Annotated in this window: 19 protein-coding genes, 1 pseudogene and 1 riboswitch; of the genes and pseudogenes, 7 read left to right on the top strand and 13 right to left on the bottom strand. The window is 39.3% G+C overall.

The window, feature by feature from the left end; genetic code table 11:
- Positions 1–57 precede the first annotated feature (57 nt).
- The 5 genes from H6G57_RS03585 to H6G57_RS03605 form a co-directional block, all read right to left on the bottom strand.
- The gene (locus tag H6G57_RS03585; protein WP_190516034.1) at positions 58–1,050 is read right to left on the bottom strand and encodes an ABC transporter permease; all 993 of its coding nucleotides are present in this window, start codon (positions 1,048–1,050) and stop codon (positions 58–60) included.
- Between the two features lie 54 nt (positions 1,051–1,104).
- The gene (locus tag H6G57_RS03590) at positions 1,105–1,620 is read right to left on the bottom strand and encodes an adenine phosphoribosyltransferase (RefSeq protein WP_190516036.1); all 516 of its coding nucleotides are present in this window, start codon (positions 1,618–1,620) and stop codon (positions 1,105–1,107) included.
- A gap of 71 nt (positions 1,621–1,691) precedes the next feature.
- Positions 1,692–2,087 carry a phosphomannose isomerase type II C-terminal cupin domain gene (locus tag H6G57_RS03595; RefSeq protein WP_072720327.1) on the bottom strand — a complete coding sequence of 132 codons (396 nt, stop codon included), beginning with the start codon at positions 2,085–2,087 and terminating at the stop codon, positions 1,692–1,694.
- A 129-nt stretch (positions 2,088–2,216) separates the two neighbouring features.
- The gene (locus H6G57_RS03600; protein ID WP_190516037.1) at positions 2,217–4,229 is read right to left on the bottom strand and encodes a CHAT domain-containing protein; all 2,013 of its coding nucleotides are present in this window, start codon (positions 4,227–4,229) and stop codon (positions 2,217–2,219) included.
- Between the two features lie 107 nt (positions 4,230–4,336).
- The gene (locus tag H6G57_RS03605) at positions 4,337–4,999 is read right to left on the bottom strand and encodes a DUF305 domain-containing protein (protein ID WP_190516039.1); all 663 of its coding nucleotides are present in this window, start codon (positions 4,997–4,999) and stop codon (positions 4,337–4,339) included.
- Positions 5,000–5,117: 118 nt separating this feature from the next.
- On the opposite strand from H6G57_RS03605, the gene H6G57_RS03610 reads away from it, so the two are divergent.
- Positions 5,118–5,681 carry an NUDIX hydrolase gene (locus tag H6G57_RS03610; protein ID WP_190516041.1) on the top strand — a complete coding sequence of 188 codons (564 nt, stop codon included), beginning with the start codon at positions 5,118–5,120 and terminating at the stop codon, positions 5,679–5,681.
- Here H6G57_RS03610 and H6G57_RS03615 read toward each other — a convergent pair.
- From H6G57_RS03615 to H6G57_RS03635, 5 genes are all read right to left on the bottom strand, one after another.
- Entirely contained in the window at positions 5,668–6,522 is an 855-nt protein-coding gene (locus H6G57_RS03615) for a GGDEF domain-containing protein (RefSeq protein ID WP_190516043.1), read from the bottom strand. The two genes, H6G57_RS03610 and H6G57_RS03615, sit on opposite strands and share 14 nt — an antisense overlap.
- Positions 6,523–6,617: 95 nt before the next feature.
- The gene (locus tag H6G57_RS03620; protein WP_190516045.1) at positions 6,618–7,466 is read right to left on the bottom strand and encodes a GGDEF domain-containing protein; all 849 of its coding nucleotides are present in this window, start codon (positions 7,464–7,466) and stop codon (positions 6,618–6,620) included.
- Between the two features lie 79 nt (positions 7,467–7,545).
- On the bottom strand, positions 7,546–7,899 hold the full coding sequence (locus H6G57_RS03625; protein WP_190516046.1) for a hypothetical protein: 354 nt from the start codon (positions 7,897–7,899) through the stop codon (positions 7,546–7,548).
- 50 nt (positions 7,900–7,949) lie between these two features.
- Positions 7,950–8,525, bottom strand: coding sequence for a DUF6272 family protein (locus tag H6G57_RS03630; RefSeq protein WP_190516048.1), 576 nt, complete (start codon positions 8,523–8,525; stop codon positions 7,950–7,952).
- Between the two features lie 342 nt (positions 8,526–8,867).
- Positions 8,868–11,423: an adenylate/guanylate cyclase domain-containing protein gene (locus H6G57_RS03635; protein ID WP_190516049.1), complete on the bottom strand. Its 2,556-nt coding sequence runs from the start codon at positions 11,421–11,423 to the stop codon at positions 8,868–8,870.
- Between the two features lie 269 nt (positions 11,424–11,692).
- Between H6G57_RS03635 and H6G57_RS03640 the strand changes: the two genes are divergently transcribed.
- Both H6G57_RS03640 and H6G57_RS03645 read left to right on the top strand, forming a co-directional pair.
- Entirely contained in the window at positions 11,693–12,811 is a 1,119-nt protein-coding gene (locus H6G57_RS03640) for a glycosyl transferase (RefSeq protein ID WP_190516051.1), read from the top strand.
- A 45-nt stretch (positions 12,812–12,856) separates the two neighbouring features.
- Positions 12,857–13,273 carry a secondary thiamine-phosphate synthase enzyme YjbQ gene (locus H6G57_RS03645; protein ID WP_190516052.1) on the top strand — a complete coding sequence of 139 codons (417 nt, stop codon included), beginning with the start codon at positions 12,857–12,859 and terminating at the stop codon, positions 13,271–13,273.
- Positions 13,274–13,285: 12 nt separating this feature from the next.
- On the opposite strand, the gene H6G57_RS03650 is transcribed toward H6G57_RS03645, so the two are convergent.
- The gene (locus tag H6G57_RS03650; protein ID WP_190516054.1) at positions 13,286–14,023 is read right to left on the bottom strand and encodes a Uma2 family endonuclease; all 738 of its coding nucleotides are present in this window, start codon (positions 14,021–14,023) and stop codon (positions 13,286–13,288) included.
- A 98-nt stretch (positions 14,024–14,121) separates the two neighbouring features.
- On the bottom strand, positions 14,122–15,417 hold the full coding sequence (gene hemL, locus H6G57_RS03655; RefSeq protein WP_190516056.1) for a glutamate-1-semialdehyde 2,1-aminomutase: 1,296 nt from the start codon (positions 15,415–15,417) through the stop codon (positions 14,122–14,124).
- A 167-nt stretch (positions 15,418–15,584) separates the two neighbouring features.
- Here hemL and hisE point away from each other — a divergent pair, with 167 nt between their 5' ends.
- The 4 genes and pseudogenes from hisE to H6G57_RS03675 all read left to right on the top strand — a co-directional run bounded on the left by hisE (position 15,585) and on the right by H6G57_RS03675 (position 19,067).
- Positions 15,585–16,160: a phosphoribosyl-ATP diphosphatase gene (hisE, locus tag H6G57_RS03660; protein WP_190516058.1), complete on the top strand. Its 576-nt coding sequence runs from the start codon at positions 15,585–15,587 to the stop codon at positions 16,158–16,160.
- A gap of 157 nt (positions 16,161–16,317) precedes the next feature.
- Entirely contained in the window at positions 16,318–16,887 is a 570-nt protein-coding gene (locus H6G57_RS03665; protein ID WP_190516059.1) for a Uma2 family endonuclease, read from the top strand.
- A gap of 90 nt (positions 16,888–16,977) precedes the next feature.
- A riboswitch (TPP riboswitch) is annotated at positions 16,978–17,077 on the top strand.
- Positions 17,077–18,465 (top strand): annotated as a pseudogene (gene thiC / locus H6G57_RS03670) (phosphomethylpyrimidine synthase); the annotation flags it as partial. (Overlaps the previous riboswitch by 1 nt.)
- Before the next feature lie 134 nt (positions 18,466–18,599).
- A complete protein-coding gene (locus H6G57_RS03675) occupies positions 18,600–19,067 on the top strand; it encodes a universal stress protein (RefSeq protein WP_190516063.1) in 468 nt (155 codons plus the stop codon).
- Between the two features lie 35 nt (positions 19,068–19,102).
- On the opposite strand, the gene H6G57_RS03680 is transcribed toward H6G57_RS03675, so the two are convergent.
- Positions 19,103–19,324 (bottom strand): hypothetical protein, encoded by a 222-nt coding sequence (locus tag H6G57_RS03680; protein ID WP_190516065.1) that lies wholly within the window; start codon positions 19,322–19,324, stop codon positions 19,103–19,105.
- Positions 19,325–19,576: the final 252 nt, after the last annotated feature.

Here is a 19,576-nt window from a genome sequence, read left to right on the forward strand (position 1 = left end):
TTTAACACAATCCTCAGCGTTTTTAAACAAAATGAAACGATGGAAAACCCTCAAATTTTAACGTAAATCTTCTAATTTAATTCGAGGGTCAACGGCTTTTAAGAGTAAATCTGCTAATAAATTACCAATAATTAACATCACCGCCCCCATCATTAAACTCGCCATAACTAAATATAAATCCTGTTGTTGTACGGCTTGCAAGATTAATTTACCTAATCCCGGCCAATTAAAAAAGGTTTCCGCAATAAAAGCTCCTCCTAATAAACTGGCAAATTCAAAGCCTAATAATGTAATTAAAGGATTAACCGCATTGCGGAGGGCATGAATATAAATAACACGATTTTCAGGGAGTCCTTTCGCCCTAGCGGTTTGAATATAATCTTGACGTAAAACATCTAAAAGCTGCCCCCGCATTAACCGTTGTAACCCAGCAAAACTGGTAATACTTAAGGCTAAGGTGGGTAAAATACTATGCCAAGCAATATCCGCTATTTTTCCCAAGGGGGATAAATCTGGGAAATTAATACTGGTCATTCCACCAACGGGAAATAAGGGGGAGGTTTTTTGAGCTAAAAACAATAATAATAAAGCTGTGATGAAACTGGGAAAGCCTTGTCCGGCGTAACTAATCACTTGTAAAAATCGGTCAATGAAACGGTTTTGATGAACCGCCCCAACAATGCCTAACGGAATTCCAATTGCCCAAGTGATAATTAAGGATAAAATGGCTAATAATAACGTAGCCGGAACTCGTTCTAAAAGCAAAGAAGTAACAGACCGTTGATTGGCAAAACTATAGCCAAAATTGCCGTAACCAACAATTTGCCCTAACCAATACCAATATTGTTCCCAAGCCGATTTATCAAGGCGAAATTGTTGCCGCAATTGGTCTAAGGTTTCCGGTGAAATTTGGGGATTATTCGAGAGGTTATCTAAATAATCTCCAGGGGCAAGTTGAGTAATGGTAAAACATAAAGCCGAGGCTAAAAATAGCGTTAAAATAGCTTGTAATAATCGTTTGCCAATATAGACCAATGTTTCACTCATCATCTGGATTTTCCCCTTTTATAACCTGCAAATAACGTCACGGAAAACCTGGAATTATTAATCGTATTGTAACAAGCTAATCACCGGAACATCGGGCAATTGTTCTCGACCCTTTAAACCCGTGAGTTCCACAACAAAACAAAATCCGGCAACGGTAGCCCCCGCTTGTTGAACTAATTCAGCCGTCGCTTTTGCTGTCCCACCTGTGGCAATTAAATCATCTACAATTAACACCCGATGTCCTGATGAAATTGCATCTTGGTGCATTTCTAAACAATCCGTGCCATATTCTAATTCATATTCAGCCCGATAGACGGCGGCGGGTAATTTTTTAGGTTTACGGATAGGAACAAACCCCACGTCTAATTGATAAGCTAAAGGCATTCCAAATAAAAATCCCCTCGACTCCATTCCGAGAATATAGTCAGGAGACAAAGGACGACATTTTTCCGTTAAACAATCAATGGTATACCGTAGTCCTTGGGGGTCTTGTAACAAAGTCGTAATATCTCGGAATAAAATTCCAGGTTTAGGAAAATCGGGAATTTCCCGAATGAGAGACTTTAAATCCATGAGTATTGTAATCAACGAGAACATCGAATAGACTCAGGGAAATTGTCTCTCATTCTGTGCCCTCTGTCGAGTTATTTTTTCCCTTTGTGTTTGCTGTCTTCATCAGGAAAACGAATAATATCATCGTCTCCCAAATATTCGCCATTCTGTACTTCAATCATCACCAAAGGAATCACCCCAGGATTTTCTACGCGGTGGGGGGTATTCATGGGGACATAGGTGGACTGCTTTGGAAGCAGTAAAGTTTCCTCGCCCCCACAAACGACTTTAGCGGTTCCTGCTACTACAATCCAGTGTTCACTGCGATGATAGTGCATTTGGGTACTGATATGATAACCTGGATTGACGACAATGCGATTAATTCGGTAGCGATCGCCTTCTTCAAGTAAACTCACCTGACCCCAAGGCGGTGTCCGAGTTGTACTTTCTTCGGAAATAGGGGTTTGTGCGGTTTTATCTGTGCTCATATTCTTGTCAGTATCAGAGAATACCCATTTTATAACCTAATTTTGGGGTTAAAATCCCTCTTCATCTTACCGATTCATGAATCCGACTTCAACAATTATTATTGAAATTCAAGAATCTGGTCAAAATATTTACCAAGGACTGCCAATTAAAGTAAACGCTGACCAATAATAAGGATGAGTCAAAGTTTGAGGCGGTAAATTTCCCAGTTCTGGCGGCAGCAGAATCTTTTGTTTCTCATCGAGTTGTAAATAACCTGCTTCTAATTTTACCTCCCCTTTTAAAAGTTTAATTTGAGCTTTTCTTAATGCCTCCGCTTTAATTTTAGACCCCTGTAATTGACGATAAAACTCAGTCATTAACCCTAACGTTCCCTCATCACTAACATACCATAAACTCGCTAAAGCGGATTTTACACCCGCTTGAACGGCTAACCCCGCAAATCCGAGTTCTGCGTGTTCATCCCCTAAAGCAGTACGACAAGACGACAATACTAACAACTCCACTGCGGGTTTATTCCATCCTAACTGTCTTAACTGATTTAAACCCAATCGTTCCTTATCCCACAATTGTATAAAAGAATTATCAGGACGTCCGGGGTTAAATTCACTATGGGTCGCTAAATGAATAATTTGATAGGGATAATCTCGCCGTTGACGAATTAAATTATTAATCGTAAAGGCTTGATTCATAAACACATGACCCGACCACATCTGTTTAGTAATTAAATTTAACTCGGTTTCTACCGCAGGTAAGGGTTGTAAATCCACAAACTGACTCGCTCCCATGGCTAAAACTTGCGTATTTTCCAGAGAACGATAACGAGTATCTAATAAACTCAAACTCGGAATTAAACTCAAACTATAATTTTCCACTAAAAAGTGCTGGCCGTCGTGGAGTGCAGCCATCGGTAAACTGCGTAATCCAGCATCTAAACTTAATAATAATGTTTCAATATTACCCGCTTTCAATTCAGATTCAATCGGAGTCATTAACCAGCGATAAAGTTGTTGAGAAGCTGATAAATAATTTTCAGAATTTCGATTTCGTGGATTCGTAATTCCAGTTCTAAACTCCTGAACTTTCGCCATTAATTCGGCATGAGAAACATCAACTCGTTTCAATTGCGGTTTTCCATTTTCCGTTAACACCACCACATCTAAATCATTTTTCCTCAACATCACATAAACCACCGCCGCATGGGTTCCCGTTTCTCGATAAATGCGTTTTAAAACCGATGCTGCATCCGCCGTTGTTAACGAAAAACCTACCACGTCTTGACCGAAATATTCGGCAAATTCATCCCGACGTAATTCCTCTAAGCCAGTAAATCCCCCCCAATTTCTATCCTGTAATTGCGTTTGATTAGCACTAAAGATTAAATTATTAACTTCCCGAATAGGAATCTCTAATTTTTGTTGAGAATTAACGTCTTTTAAGCCCGGAAAACCCATCATCGGGGGCATTCCCGGTGCACCATTTCCAGGAACTAATCGAGAATCCAACTGCAAAATCCCCGGAGAATGATTTGAAAACGGCCCAGAAGTTATCTCCATTGGGGAGTTAGTATGACTTAAAATCATCTGACCTTGAGCATTCACACTCACATGATTTGCTGGACTATTAAAGGGAGAACCTGTTAGTAATTCAGGTAAAGCTAAAGGACTCACCGACCCATTCGCCAGAGTTGCTGTAACCGGGACTTCTAAATTTAACATTTGTCCCATTCCTGATAACTGAACAAAATGACCATTCCCCCCTGGAGTAGGCTGGGGTGCTGCATTTCCTGGTATTGAATGGGGAGCAGGTGAGAGGGGACTGGTTGAAAACATAGAGGGAGAATTAGGCGGTAAAACAATATTATTTCCACCCATCGGTTGATTGGGAATTTGCATGAAATTCCCCGGCATTGGAGAGACAGAGTTAGGGCTAAAAACGGGGGAATTATTAATAGGAATAGCCGGAAAAAATAGCGCGGAATTTAGATTCGAGAGTTGGTTAGGGGGGACAGCACGCCCCTGATGTTCCCCAGGGACAGCCATGACACCCCCAGAAACCCCAGGCATTTCAGCCATCGCCGGAGGAATAAGACCATTTAAAACCAAAAGGGGGATCAATTTTGCTGTGAATCGATGGGTTTTCATGTCGTCTAAACTCCTTAGACATCCGGCGAATCCAGACGCCTATCAATAGTTTAGGATATTTTCTGCCTAAAAAATCCGGCTTTACCAACTCTTTACCGATTGCCTATTTATTTCTTCAACCCTTGATTTAACCATTGCTGCATTAACTTAATTTCCGCTTCTTGAGATGTTAAAATAGCTTGAGCAAGTTGTTGAATTTCCGGGCGTTTTGATTTGGTTTGAGCATCTTTTGCCATGATTAATGCCCCTTGATGATGGGGAATCATCGCGGTGAAAAATCGTTGATCAAAATCTGAATCAGCCGCCCCTAAATCAGCCATCATCATCATTGAATCCATTTGTTGAGAAGACATGGGCATACTATGACCCATAGCAGCATGATAAGCAATGGCATCTTTTGCTTGGGGATACCACGTTTTCCGCCATTCCTGCATCTGAGCAATTTCTTTTTCTTGAGCTTTAATGATGTCTTCGGCTAATTTTTTAACGTCAGGACGAGTCGATTTTTGGAGAACTTGTTGAGCCATATTAATAGCGCCTTGATGATGGGGAATCATGGCATCAATAAAGCGTAAATCATACTCAACATCCCCAGGGCCTAAATCCATGCTCATGCCATGATTTTGACTGAGGATTGTTTCAGAACTAACAGGCGTTGCTGTTGAAGAATTAATCGGTTTAGAAGAGGATTCAACTGTTGTACAAGCACCTAAACTTAAGGTCAGGGAAATTCCGAGAAGGGAAGATAACAAGTCAGGGTTAAATCTCATAGAGTTTGGGTTAAAAATTCAGAATGGAAAGGTGAATCTGTTAGAATAAAAGCGGAGTTAATCTCAGAGGTAAACTCCTCAGTTTTAGTTTGACATTCAAAAATGAAATCAGGATGAAATGATCAAAAATCATCACCCCTCATCGTCTCCTTGGAAAGTTATTCAACTTTTAGCGGAGATTCGTTCTCCTTGGGTAACGGTAATTGCGGAACAATTACAAGATGATCAAGGCAAAATTGTAGACTATTGGCGAGTGGAAAAAGCTGATTCTGTTGTGATTTTAACGATTCAGAATCAAACCTTGATTTTGCCTAAACCTATGTATCGTCCGGGGGTCGGAAAAACCACACTTGATTTTCCAGGAGGACGAGTTTCCTCAGAACAAACACCTTTAGAAGCGGTTCCCTTGATTCTCCAAAAAGAGTTAGGAATTCAATCTCATGAAATTGCTAAAATTCTCACTTTAAATCATGAGGGATGGGCAATTAATAGTTCTTTTTCTAACCAAAAATTATATGGATTTATGGCTGAGATTTTACCGAATATTTCTATCAATCCCGAACAAATTGGAGCAATTTACCCGATTACAACTCAGGGAATTGAAGCGTTACTCAAGGATTTAGTTTGTCTTCAATGTCGAGGAATTTTATTAGAATGGAAACAGCAATTTAAAATAAATTAGCATTTGAAGTATCAACGACAATAACCCGATCTCGTCCCTGTTTTTTAGCTTGATATAAAGCGATATCTGCTAGTTGTAATAACTGATCACAGGAGTTTCCATGATCAGGAAATCCAGCAACTCCAATAGATACCGTAATTCCTTCTAAAAAATTATAGGAATATTCCTGTTGTAAGTTTTTAACTTTGAGGCGGATTCCCTCAGCAATCATTTGAGCGATTTGAAGATTGGTATTCGGTAAAATAAAGACAAATTCTTCACCGCCATAGCGATAAGCCATATCAGAAATACGGAGAACATCTTGTACCGTTTTACTCACCAATTTCAGAACAATGTCTCCGGCTTTGTGACCAAACTTATCATTAAAATCCTTAAAATAATCAATATCTGTCATTAAAATACTTAAACATTCTTGCACCTTTTGTGCTGAATTGAGTACCTGGGGAAATACGGTGTCTAAATATCTGCGATTAAATAATCCTGTTAGGGAATCATGAATACTATCATAATGTAAGCTTTCTTCTACCAGATTACTATGTTCAATCGTGGTTTCCAAAATTAACTCTAAATCATTTTTTTCCTGACGTAATAAACCAACTAACGATTGCAGGTGTTCTTGAGAAGCTTGGAGTTTCATTTGCGCTAAATGACGTTCGTGAATTTCTGCTTTTAGTTGTTGATAGGATTTCTGTAATTGAGCTTCTACTAAATCCCCATGAGCCGTCGTAATTTCTAATAAAATTTCTAGATCAGCTTTTTCCTGCTTCAGGGTTTTAATCTTCTGGCGGAGTTCGTAAATACAGTCCAGTAGTTGTTTTTCAGAACAAGGATCATTTTCCATTAATTTATGCTAGTCTTAAAGGATGAAATAATAAGGAAAGTTGTCTAAATTTAATATACATTTAAAATTCATCCTATTCCAATTGGATGAGTTAACTATAGCAAGAGTTCAGTGGCGGTAATCGCACAGTTTCGTCCTTTAGCTTTTGCTTGATATAAAGCGGCATCAGCCGATTCAGCGATTTGCAAACTCGATAATCCGTGGACGGGAAAAGTCGCAATTCCCAAAGAAATTGTCAGATTTTCCCAAAATGGGTCATGCTTTTCTAGCCTCAATCTTTCAACTCCTAAACGCAGTTTTTCTGCTAAAATTTTAGCTTCTTCTAAAGACGTTCTGGGTAAAATCAGCATTAATTCTTCCCCTCCATATCGACAAGCTATATCTGATTGACGAATATTGCCAATCAAAAATTGACTGATTTCCTGTAGAACCACATCTCCGACTTGATGACCCCATTTATCATTAAACCTTTTAAAATTATCGATATCAATCATAATAACACTGAGGACTTGCTGATATTCCTGGGCATATTTGAGATGACGGTCTAAGGATTTTTCCTGATAACGCCGATTAAACAAACCAGTCAAGGGATCTCGAATGCTAAGATTGTGAGTATATTCTTCAATAAAATCTCCATGAGCCGTTGCTGTTTCCAAGATAATTCTCAGATCATGATTGGCTTGGCTGACCGTTTCCAGTAAGCTTCTAAGTTGACGTTCTGATGCTTTTAATTTAGCTTCAGCCAGTTTTCGCTCTCGGATTTCTAAGTGCAATTGTCGGTTGGATTCATATAATTGAGATTCTACTAAATCAGCATGAACGGTTGTTGCTTCTAATAAAATTTCTAAATCCAACTTTTCCCGTTTCAAGGTTTCTAACTCTTGAGAGAGTTTTTGCATTTCCAAGAACAGTTCAGAGACTGAGTGGGGGGTAGTTTGCTGCATCTTTAAAGTATCCCTCTGGTCTATAAATAAATACTTTAGTTTAGCCTTTAGCCTTCATGGGTCATGGAAATGAAAGAAATTATTTAATCTTGAGTTCTAAAGTCGGCATTAATCGTTGTAAATTTTTTAGGGATTTTCCCTGCCAGGGAATTGTATTAGAGGCTAAAATAATTAATCCCATTTCTTTTTTTTGACGAACTTTAATAACAAATTTAGACAGCATATTAATCCCTGAACTATTCAAAAACTCTAACTCTTGGAGATCCAGGGTAATCAGGGCGGGTTCTTCTACCAAAATATCATTCAGTAACTTAATCACAGGATTAGTATCTTCAAGTCCACTCAAACGCAATGAACCTGATAAAGTGATGGTATTGGTATTACTCTCATAGCTCACTTGATAATCTTCCGTTTTAAATTCTTTCATCACCATTGTTATAATCCTTATTTTTTAGAGGTAAATTAAACGTGGAATTTTAAAGTTTAAATGGCAAGTTGAACCATTGTTGTGACGTTGACAATTTTAGGTTCTGTTTGAATGGTTTCAAATTTCCATCCCAATCGAGCGAAGTAATCATTAATCATGGTTAAATACCCTAAACCCGACTGGGTATCATTTTCTAAGTTTTGTTCAATTTGCTGAATGTACAATGTTTCAGTATCAGAATTTATGAGTTTTTCAATAAATTCTTTAAAGGGCTTAACCGCTTCAGGAGTAATGCTATTCACAACAACAAAGATTAGTCTATCTGTTTTTAAATACAGTTGAATACTAATAGGTTGATTGACTGTATCATCGCTAAATTTCATCGCATTTTCTAATAATTCATTTGCAATAAAACTAACGGAACTTTTAATTTCATTTTGTCGAGATGAAGTCGCTTGATCATATTCACTTTTGGGAAAAAATGTTGTTACATAATCAGCCATAAAATTAGCTGACAATTCATTGTTCCGCCAACGCTGTTTGAGTGGCATGGAATAGGGAGAGAAACCAATCATCAGAAATTCGTTACTGACGGGAGGAACTTCAACAAAGTCGCCAAAAATCTCGGTCATAAATTCTTTAAGTGATAACAAACAAAAGGCTATTGAGCTAATCATTTTACTTTTTTACAAAAAGTAAACGAAGGTAAAATAAATAAATTTAGGGAAAAGCACTAAAACAGTGGGAGTCGAATCTCTAAGTGTAACTGGTCTAGGGTGAGTGTAAACAATCTAACCCCATAAAGCAGTCTGGTGAACGGTTGTCAACTTCCCGATTGAAATCTTAGACCTAGATTACTGAACTTGTGTACAAGCTGTCAAGAAACAATTAATCTAGATCCTCCCAGTCTAAAATTTAACTCCTTTTCTGTTTCTTTCAAGCTGAATTTGCTGATCCTGTGGAAACAATGCAGATTACCTTGAGAAAGATTGCAGCACACGCTGTAAATAAATTTGAGCGACTTGATCCGATGGATTTTCCCGCAAACAGGTTTCAAAACAATGAGCCGATTCAGGAAAGGCTTCCAGATGATAGAGGGTTAAGGCTTGTTCAAATAACGTTTTTGTTGCCACTTTTCTGCGATATAAATCGGGCGGATCAGCATCAAAAACTTCAAAAACTGATACCATTTCTGATTTGCCTTTCACCCTAACTTTATCAATCACACGGAAGGAATAAATATTGGGATCTTCCAGTCGCAAAAAGGTATGTTCACTAATTAATAAAGGGATGCAATAACGTTTACTTAATTCCTCTAGTCTAGCCCCTAAATTTACAGCATCGCTAATAACGGTACTATCCATTCTGTGTTGTCCACCCACGATCCCCAGCATTAAATCCCCCGTATTAATTCCAATACCAATTGTAATCGGAGGACGATTAGGACGTTGACGAGTGAGATTATATTCTGACAAGCGTTGTAACATTGAAATTCCAGCTTTGACGGCATCATCAGCACTCCCTCCAAACAGTGCCATAATCGCATCGCCAATATATTTATCAATAAAGCCTCGATTTTCTGTAATCGCAGGTTCCATCCGCGATAAATAGGCATTAATAAATTTAAAGTTATCTTCAGGAGTCATCCGTTCAGACAGTTGGGTAAAACTACGAATATCTGAAAATAAAATCGACATTTCTTTTTGTACCGCATCCCCCGATTTAACATCCACTAAACTTTCATAGCCTAAAAACGATAAAAATTGATTCGGAACAAATCGACCCGCCGCATCCGTTAATTGTTCTTCTTCATCTAAGGCTAATTCTAAATTACAATTAATCTCAAACATTTCTTCAATAAACCGTTGCCGTTCTTCTTCGGCTCGTCGGCGTTCTGTAATGTCTTGAAACACGCCAATGGCATAGGCAATTTGTCCCCATTCATCATAAATTGGGGTTCCCCAAGTTTGTAAGGGAATAATCCGCTCTAAATATTGAATTTCTAATTGATCAACACTGCCAATTCCCTCATGCAAAGCTTTAAAAATAGGTAAATTTTCTAAGGGATAGGGTTTCTTAATATCTGAGGATGAATTAGAATAAATATTCAATTTTAAAGGAGGATCAGAAAAGAAAACTTTGTTTCCTAATAACTCTTTAACCACTTGATTCGTATAGTATAATTTTCCGGTTGCATCCACAACCACAACTCCTAATGGAATCGCTTCTAAAAGTTGATAGAGTCGTTGATTTTGTACCCGTAATTCCGTCATTAAATCCAAATTTTCGGTTTTAAGCCGTTGGTTGAGTAGGGTAATTTCTTGATAGGCTTGGGTTAATTGAGTTTTCTGAGCTTCAACGGTTTGTTTTTCTTTTTTTAATTGGGTGAAGCTGTCTCGTAATTGAGCTTCTTTCTGCTGAAGAAGGGCAACTTTTTCTTCTAAACCTGCATAAAGACGGCGTAATTGTCGAGTCATTCGGTTAAAAGCGATCGCTAATTGTCCGATTTCATCATCGGTTGTTACTGGCGCGACTAAGGTTAAATCTCCATCCGATACTTGAGTTGCCGTGTGAGTAATTGCTAAAATGGGACGAGTAATTTGTCGAGCTAAAATATAGACTCCTAGAGCTAAAATAACCGCCGAAGTTAATCCGACTGATAAAATAATCCAAGCCAATCGATGGGCTGGTGCATCGGCTTCTGATTGGTGCATTTCTACTAATAATGCTAAGTCTCGTTGATCTAACCACCGATAAACCCCAATGACTGGAATTCCTGCATAGTTTAAATAGATTTTGCGACCGTCTTCTCCTGCTAACGCCGCTTCAATTCCCCGGCTATGAATCTCAGCCGGAAAGTCCTTTCGACCAAAACCTTCGGCGGTGACAAACCTCTGAGATCGATCCACTAAATAAGTTTCCCCACTCTTACCTAAACCGGTTTTATCAAAAACAATTTCTTCCATTTTTTTCAGGTTTAGATGAGTGACTAGCACCCCAAAGACCTTCTGATCTTGTCCAATAATGGGTGTGGCAATGGTTAAAGTGGGTTTATTGGTGATCGACGAAAAATAAATATTTTGTACAAAAGTATGGTAACGACCTTCTTTAAAATATTGTTCGTTAAACCGATATTGGCCTTCAAATTGGGGATTGGTCGAAAAAATAACTTTTCCGTCCTTAGCCCTCAAAAGCTGCACTTTCTTTAAGTCTGGTTTGGCCGCTAGAGCAGAAGCCATATACTGCTTAATTTGAGTATAGGCATCCCTCCATTGGGGGGAACGCGCATCCACCGTCAATAGAATCGCTGCGGCTGTTTTGAGATCGGGTAATTGTGCTAAAGAAACGGTTGCATTTTTTTGGTTCTCCACCCATAGATTTAACGCTTCTTCTTTCAGGGTAGCCGTCACTTCCAATCGGTCAAACACCAACTGTTGAATAGAGGCTTTGGCGCTTTGAAAGGCGATGGCCCCCACACAGAAGACGGTTACTACAGATAACAGTAAAAAGTAGACCACAAGCCTGGACATCAGGCTTTTTGTCCAGAATTTCATTCAATTGGCCCTTCATCACCTGTCACAACTCACGTTTTCAAGGTCTTTTGTCTGGTTAAGGACTTTCTTTTACCTATATTAGCTAGTTCCGAAAGAACTCATTACAGCAGCCTCAATTGGTGATCCTTATTTTATCGGGTTTCGGTTGACCCTTGAGTATTGAGGCTTTATTGTTGAGAATCCCTCACACCTGACCCTTGAGTTCATGCCAAAATTGAGGAACTGTTCACTTGAAATTTACCTCCATGTCAAGACCTACCGTCTATTTAGCGATTACAAATCATGGATTTGGTCATGCTGTGCGATCTGCTGCCGTTGCCAATGAAATTCAAAAGCGTTGTCCTGATGTGTTATTAATTCTGGTGACAACAGCACCTCGATGGTTATTAGAATCTTATCTGGAGGGGGATTTTATTGTCCGTCCCCGTGCTTTTGATGTGGGAGTAGTGCAGCCTGATAGTTTAACAATGGATCAAGCCGCAACCTTACAGCAATGGCAACAAATTCGCCAACAAGACCGTTCAATTATTGCCGGGGAAGTCAGTTTTATTAAACAAAATAAAGTTAATTTAATTTTAGCAGATATTCCTCCCTTAGCTTCTGCGATCGCCTCATCTGCGGGAATTCCCTGTTGGATGATGGGGAATTTTGGTTGGGATTTTATCTATCGAGATTGGGGGGAAGAGTTTATGGAATTAGCGGATTGGATTTCGGGTTGTTTTAGTCAGTGCGATCGCTTATTTCGCTTTCCTCTCCATGAACCGATGACGGCTTTTCCCCATACCATTGATGTCGGTTTAACGGGGGGAAATCCTCGGTTTAATTTAGAGGCTTTGAGAGAAAAATTAGGAATTACGACTCCTCCTGAAAAAACTATCTTATTAACCTTTGGCGGTTTAGGATTAAATGCGATTCCAGTTCATAATTTTGAACAATATTCTGATTATACTTTTATTACCTTTGATGTAAATTTACCCTCTTTCCCGAATTTAGTTCAAGTGAGTAATTTTTTGCAATTACCGGATATTCATTCCCATTTATTTCATTTGCGTCCGGTGGATTTAATGCCTTTGTGTGGACAAGTTATTTCTAAACCGGGATATAGTACCTTTGCGGAAGCTTTACGCTTAGATATCCCTTTAATTTCTTTAACCAGAGATGGATTTGCCGAAGCCCCGGTTTTATTAGACTGGTTACAAAATTATGGGGTGCATCAAATTATCACAGCTAGTGATTTTTTTGAAAATAATTGGGATTTTATCAATCAACCCCTCCAACAACCTCACCTTTCGGAAAGATTAGATAAAAATGGCAATGAAGCGATCGCTCAAGCGGTTGTTGACTATCTTTTGAATTGCCTTTAGAATATAAAAGCTAAAGCCCTGAAGGGCTTACTACGAGTTTGGATTATGGCATATTATCAAGAAATCTTGGAGATTAAGACCAGTGGTAAATCATTTTCTAATATTACCCATTATGTTCAAGAAGTTGTTAAAAATTCGGGGATAAAAATCGGAATTTGTCATTTATTTTTACGACATACTTCCGCCAGTTTAATCATTCAAGAAAATGCTGATCCTGATGTGTTACGGGATTTAGAGAATTTTTTATCGAAATTAGTTCCTGAAGGTAATTATTATATTCATGATGCAGAAGGCTTAGATGATATGCCAGCCCATATTAGAACTGTTCTCACCCATACCTCTGAACAAATCCCCATTTCCCAAGGACGATTATTATTAGGAACCTGGCAAGGAATCTATCTTTGGGAACATCGACGCCATCGTCATACCCGTGAATTAGTGGTACATATTATGGGGGAATAATATTAATAATCCTTAGAGTTCATCAGGATTAATCCCCATTTCTCTTAAGCGTTCTGCTAATCGTTGCGATCGCATTTTTTCGGCTTCTAACTCCGTTTCAACTGTTTCAATTCGTTCCCGTTCTGCTGCTAATGCTGTTTCTGATTGAGTTGCACGTTGGCGTTCTTCCTCTAACATTTGATTAATCTCAATATAGGAAAAGAATTTCTCCCCATCCGGGCGATAAATTTTTAATTCTTCCCCAGAACAATCAAACCGAATTCCTAAACAGGGACTAATATAATTATTTAAAGATTCCAGAATTTCCAGTCCCTCTTCATGGCGTATCCATCCTTGTAATTCATCTGAATCAGGATTATAAATATAATATTCTTCAACGCCATATCGTTCATAAAACAATAACTTTTTATCCATTTCTACCGTAGAATTACTCGGAGAAAGGATTTCAAACACAACTTGGGGGGCGATATTATTTTCTAGCCATTGTTGATAAGAACCCCGTTCTCCTTTGGGTCTACCCACCACCACCATTACATCAGGGGCGGTCACAATTCGAGGTTTTCCTTCCACTGGATACCAAAATAAATCTCCAGCGACAAATACATTAGGATCATTTGCAAACATCCAATCTAAATTTTGCTGAATTACAACAATCCAGCGAAATTGTTTGGTATTATCCGCCATCGGTTTACCGTCACTTTCTGGATAAATAATTTCTGTTGAAGATAAAGATTGCATCTGGGAAACCATAAGTCAATCGAGATAGTCGAATAAGATCACTGCATTATTACTATTCTATTAACAATGGCGGGGTGAGTGTATTTTTCTTCCCACCCCCACCCCAAAACTTACCAACTAGACATCACTTCTCTAGCGGCTGCTAAGGTTTTTTCAATGTCTTCATCCGTATGGGCTAAAGACGTAAACCCGGCTTCAAATTGAGAAGGCGCTAAATAAATTCCCCGCTCTAACATTCCGCGATGGAAACGGCTAAATTTAGCTAAATCGGATTTTTTAGCATCCTCATAATTGTGGACTGGCCCTTGGGTAAAAAATAAACCAAACATTCCACTAATTTGTCCCCCACAAGCCGCATTACCTGTTTCTTTGGCAATTTGTAACAACCCATCACTTAATTTTTTGGTGATTTTATCCAAATATTCATAAGTTCCTGGTTTTTGCAATAACTCTAGGGTTTTGATTCCCGCCGTCATTGCTAAAGGATTTCCCGATAAGGTTCCCGCTTGATACATCGGGCCAGCCGGGGCGACCATGGACATAATATCCCGACGTCCACCATAGGCCCCTACAGGTAAACCGCCACCAATGACTTTTCCTAATGTCGTTAAGTCCGGTGTCACCCCAAATTTCTCTTGAACGCCGCCATACGCAATGCGGAAGCCAGTCATCACCTCATCAAAGACTAATAAAGCCCCATTTTCCTTTGTCAGTACCCGTAACCCTTCCAAAAACCCAGCATCGGGAGGAATAAAGCCAGCGTTGCCTACAATCGGTTCTAGGATGACTCCAGCAATTTCCCCTGGATTTTCATTAAATAGCTGTTTGACGGCTTCTAGGTCATTGTAGGGGGCTGTGAGGGTACTACTGGTGACGGATTTGGGAACCCCTGGGGAGTCGGGTAAACCCAAGGTCGCAACCCCTGAACCCGCTTTCACGAGGAACATATCTCCATGTCCGTGATAGCACCCTTCAAATTTAATCAATTTGTCCCGTCCGGTGAAGGCCCGCATCAACCGCAATACGGATAAACACGCTTCCGTTCCTGAGTTAACAAATCGTACCATTTCAATACTGGGAACCGCATCAATCACCATTTCGGCCAGAACATTTTCTAATACACAAGGCGCGCCGAAACTGGTTCCTTTTTCTAAAGCGTCTTTAAGAGCATTGATGACATCGGGATGGGTATGACCGCAAATGGCTGGCCCCCAGGAGCCAACATAATCAATATATTGATTGCCGTCAACATCCCAAACATAAGCTCCTTTGACTCTATCAAAGACAATGGGTTGTCCGCCAACGGACTTAAACGCCCGTACCGGAGAATTAACGCCACCTGGCATAATTTTTTGGGCGGCGGCAAAGATTTCTTCTGATTTTGTAGTTATTAAGGGTAGGGTCACTCTGAGATAATCTCCTTGAATGGTAAGATTGTTTAGGTTTGTGCGTTAAAAGCTGTGTGAATATTGCTTTTTTACAGCTTTTTAACAGGCAGGATGCCTGTTCCACAGGAAAACCAACAAGATGATATTGTAGTCAAGTTAGGGTTCTGGTTGTATTGGTTAAATTTATGTCAAGCTCAAAACCCCTAGAATTAAGCCTGTTGAGTCCTATTGATACAATTCGTTACAATGAAAAAGGATTGATTCTGGCCGTTATCCAAGATTGTTTAGAAGGAACGGTGTTTACCTGGGTTTGGATGAATCCAGCAGCGTTAGAAAAAACCTTATCTTCTCAGCAAGTTTGGTCTTGTCAAGACGCAGAAATTGTGTTATGGAATGCAGAAATTTTAGTCAAAGAAATTCGCTACAGTGATGAAAATCCGATGGTAATTATTGGAGTTGAAGAACAACATCAGGAATTATCAGGAAATACCTTATCGGGCTTATTTAATATTATTTGCGATCGCCGTGACTATCCGCAACTGGAATCCTATACTTGTAAATTATTAGCCGGGGGAGATAACAAAATTCTCAAAAAAATTGGGGAAGAATCCGCCGAAGTGGTGATGGCTTGTAAAGACAAAGATAAAGATGCGATCGCCGGGGAAGTCGCTGATTTATTTTATCATACTTTAGTGGCTTTAGCTTATCATGATGTGGATTTGAGAGAGGTTTATCAGAAATTAGAAGAACGACGAAAATAATATTATCAGGTGCGAATATCTTTAACATAACCTCTAAAGGCGAGAAGACCTCGCCCCTACGTTCCTGATTATTAATCATTGAATAAAAAATTGATGATCTTAAATTGAGAATGATTGATTGAGTTATAATCACCTTAAATTCAATCCTATTTTAATTATGATGATTAATCCATCTGATCAGCATATTTCCCATGAAGATTATCTCGAAGGGGAAAAAATTAGCCCCATTCGCCATGAATATATTCGAGGAGAAGTTTATGCAATGGTGGGGGGAAGTGATGCTCATGATACCATTTCTGGGAATTTGATTGCTTTATTTAAAAATCACTTACGCGGTCAAGGATGTCGTGTTTATACGGGAAACATGAAAATTTATATTCAAACCGCCGATGTTTATTATTATCCTGATGTTATGGTAACTTGTGACTCCCGCGACAGAAATAATGGTTATTTTAAACAATATCCAAGTTTAATTATTGAAGTCTTATCTCCCTCAACGGAAGCCTTTAAGCGGGGTAATAAATTTGCCGACTATCGACAGATTGAAACCTTACAAGAATATGTATTAATTAGCCAAAATAAAATTAATATTGAATGTTTTAGACAAAATTTAGACAGACGATGGGAATTGTTTACCTATCAACCCCAGGAAACTCTTCAATTAGACAGTATTAATTTTAGTTGTCCTGTGTCAGAAATTTATGAAGATGTATTAGGATTGAATTAAATGAGTATAATTACACCCTAAATTTTCCTGATTTTCCAAAGATTTAATAAAATTCTACTCAGTTAACAAAAATTGTGATACCATCTTCAACTAATAAGCTAGGGGTGCCTGCTAGGTTCAGGCTGAGAAAAGACACCCTTGGAACCTGAGTCCGGTTAGTACCGGCGGAGGGAAGCTGTTAATAAGAGGAAATTCAAGATGCGGACAGAATGGATTGCCAAACGGCATGGACAGAGCAACGTTTCTCAAATGCACTACGCCCGTCAAGGGGTTATTACGGAAGAAATGAACTATGTTGCTCAACGGGAAAACCTTCCGGCTGAGTTAATCCGGGAAGAAGTCGCACGGGGACGGATGATTATTCCAGCTAATATTAATCATCCCAATTTGGAACCGATGGCGATAGGAATTGCCTCTAAATGTAAGGTTAATGCTAATATTGGCGCCTCTCCTAATTCTTCTAATTTAGATGAAGAAGTTGCTAAACTGAATTTAGCCGTTAAATATGGCGCAGATACGGTGATGGATTTATCCACCGGAGGGGGAAATTTAGATACAATTCGGACTGCTATTATTAAAGCTTCTCCGGTTCCCATTGGTACTGTTCCGATTTATCAAGTTTTAGAAAGTGTTCACGGCAAAATTGAGAATCTCACCCCCGATGATTTTCTCCATGTGATTGAAAAACACGCCCAACAAGGTGTGGATTATATGACGATTCATGCGGGATTATTAATCGAATATCTGCCCTTAGTCAGAAGCCGAATTACCGGAATTGTGTCTCGTGGCGGCGGAATTATTGCCCGTTGGATGCTCCATCATCATAAACAAAATCCTCTTTATACCCACTTTGACGATATTATTGAAATCTTCAAAAAATACGATGTTTCCTTTAGTTTAGGAGACTCTTTACGTCCGGGTTGTACCCATGACGCCTCCGATGATGCTCAACTTTCAGAACTCAAAACCCTCGGACAATTAACCCGTCGCGCCTGGGAACATGATGTACAAGTGATGGTAGAAGGCCCCGGTCACGTTCCGATGGATCAAATTGAATTTAATGTTAAAAAACAAATGGAGGAGTGTTCAGAAGCCCCCTTCTATGTTTTAGGGCCGTTAGTAACAGATATTGCCCCCGGTTATGATCATATCACCTCAGCTATTGGGGCGGCGATCGCAGGTTGGCACGGAACCGCAATGTTATGTTATGTTACCCCAAAAGAACACCTGGGTTTGCCCAATGCTGAAGACGTCAGAAATGGGTTAATTGCCTATAAAATTGCCGCCCATGCTGCGGATATTGCCCGTCATCGGATTGGAGCCCGTGACCGAGATGATCAGTTATCTACAGCACGTTATAACTTTGATTGGAATCGTCAATTTGAGTTATCCTTAGACCCAGAACGGGCGAAGGAATATCATGACGAAACCCTTCCGGCGGATATCTACAAAACGGCTGAATTCTGTTCGATGTGTGGGCCGAAATTCTGTCCGATGCAAACGAAAGTTGATGCAGATGCGTTAACAGAATTAGAAAAATTCTTAGCAAAAGAAAAAGAAGTTGTAACTCAAAGTTAATCCATTAGAAACCGGGTTTCTAATAGTATTTCTTCGTTAGAACTAACAGTCTAGTGAGAAACCCGGTTTCTGAGTGTTTACTTTTTAGGTTAAAATGAATTTAAAGAGGAGGTGCTAAAGCACAATAACGGTGTATGAATTATCAAAAAATTTTAGTCGCCATTGACCAGTCAGCACAAAGCAAAACAGTATTTGAAACTGCGTTAGAATTAGGGCGGAAATCATCGGGACAGTTGATGATTTTTCACCGTTTGTCTTTGGATGAACCCGAAAGTTATACTTATACCAGTGTGCAAGTCGAAAAGATTGTTCACCATTATAAATTTGTTCAAGAAAAGTTAGAACAAGATTTAGAAAAAGTGCGGTTATGGTTAACTGGGTTAGAAAACCGTGCCCTTGAAGCTGGAATTAAGGCAGAATGGGATTGGAAAGAAGGCAATGCAGGGCGTTTGATTTGTCAGGTCGCTAAAAATTGGAATGCTGATATTATCGTCATGGGAAGACGCGGGAAAACGGCGGTTATGGAAACGCTGTTAGGGAGTGTGAGTTATCATGTTGTCCATCATGCCCCCTGTGGGGTATTGATTGTTCAAGGGAAATAGGGTGTTGGCACATCTTACAGAGATTGAATCACAATTTACTCTTGAAGGCTAGAAATTTCATCCACCACTTCAATTTGTTTGCGAGCAATAGACCGATAAATTCGACTCAGCGATCGCAATTCCTCTTCCGTTAAGCTCTCATCAAAAATTGCAGCCAATAACCCATAGCGATCCGCTAATGTGATCTGGCCTGTTTCGTGAACTTTGACAAACAATTCGCTGAGTGCGGACTCAATTAAACAAATAGGTGCTTCCATAATCCGGTTAGTTAGGATAACTGAATTGATGTGATGATGGAGAATTGAGAATTTGGAAAACTCCGCAGCGTTAGAGATAATTCCGTAGAGTTTTCGCCTAAAATTCGATGAGAACTATGAAATCGGGGGGGTTAGAACTTTTAAACTTTACAATTATTATTTCAGAGTTTTGGCTTCAAAGAGGTGATTAAACTTCAATAGCAATTGTGATTTTTGGGAGATCAGGCTGTGATCTCAATCACCCATACAAAC

The sequence above is a fragment of the Planktothrix sp. FACHB-1365 genome (genome assembly GCF_014697575.1).
Classification (GTDB): domain Bacteria; phylum Cyanobacteriota; class Cyanobacteriia; order Cyanobacteriales; family Microcoleaceae; genus Planktothrix.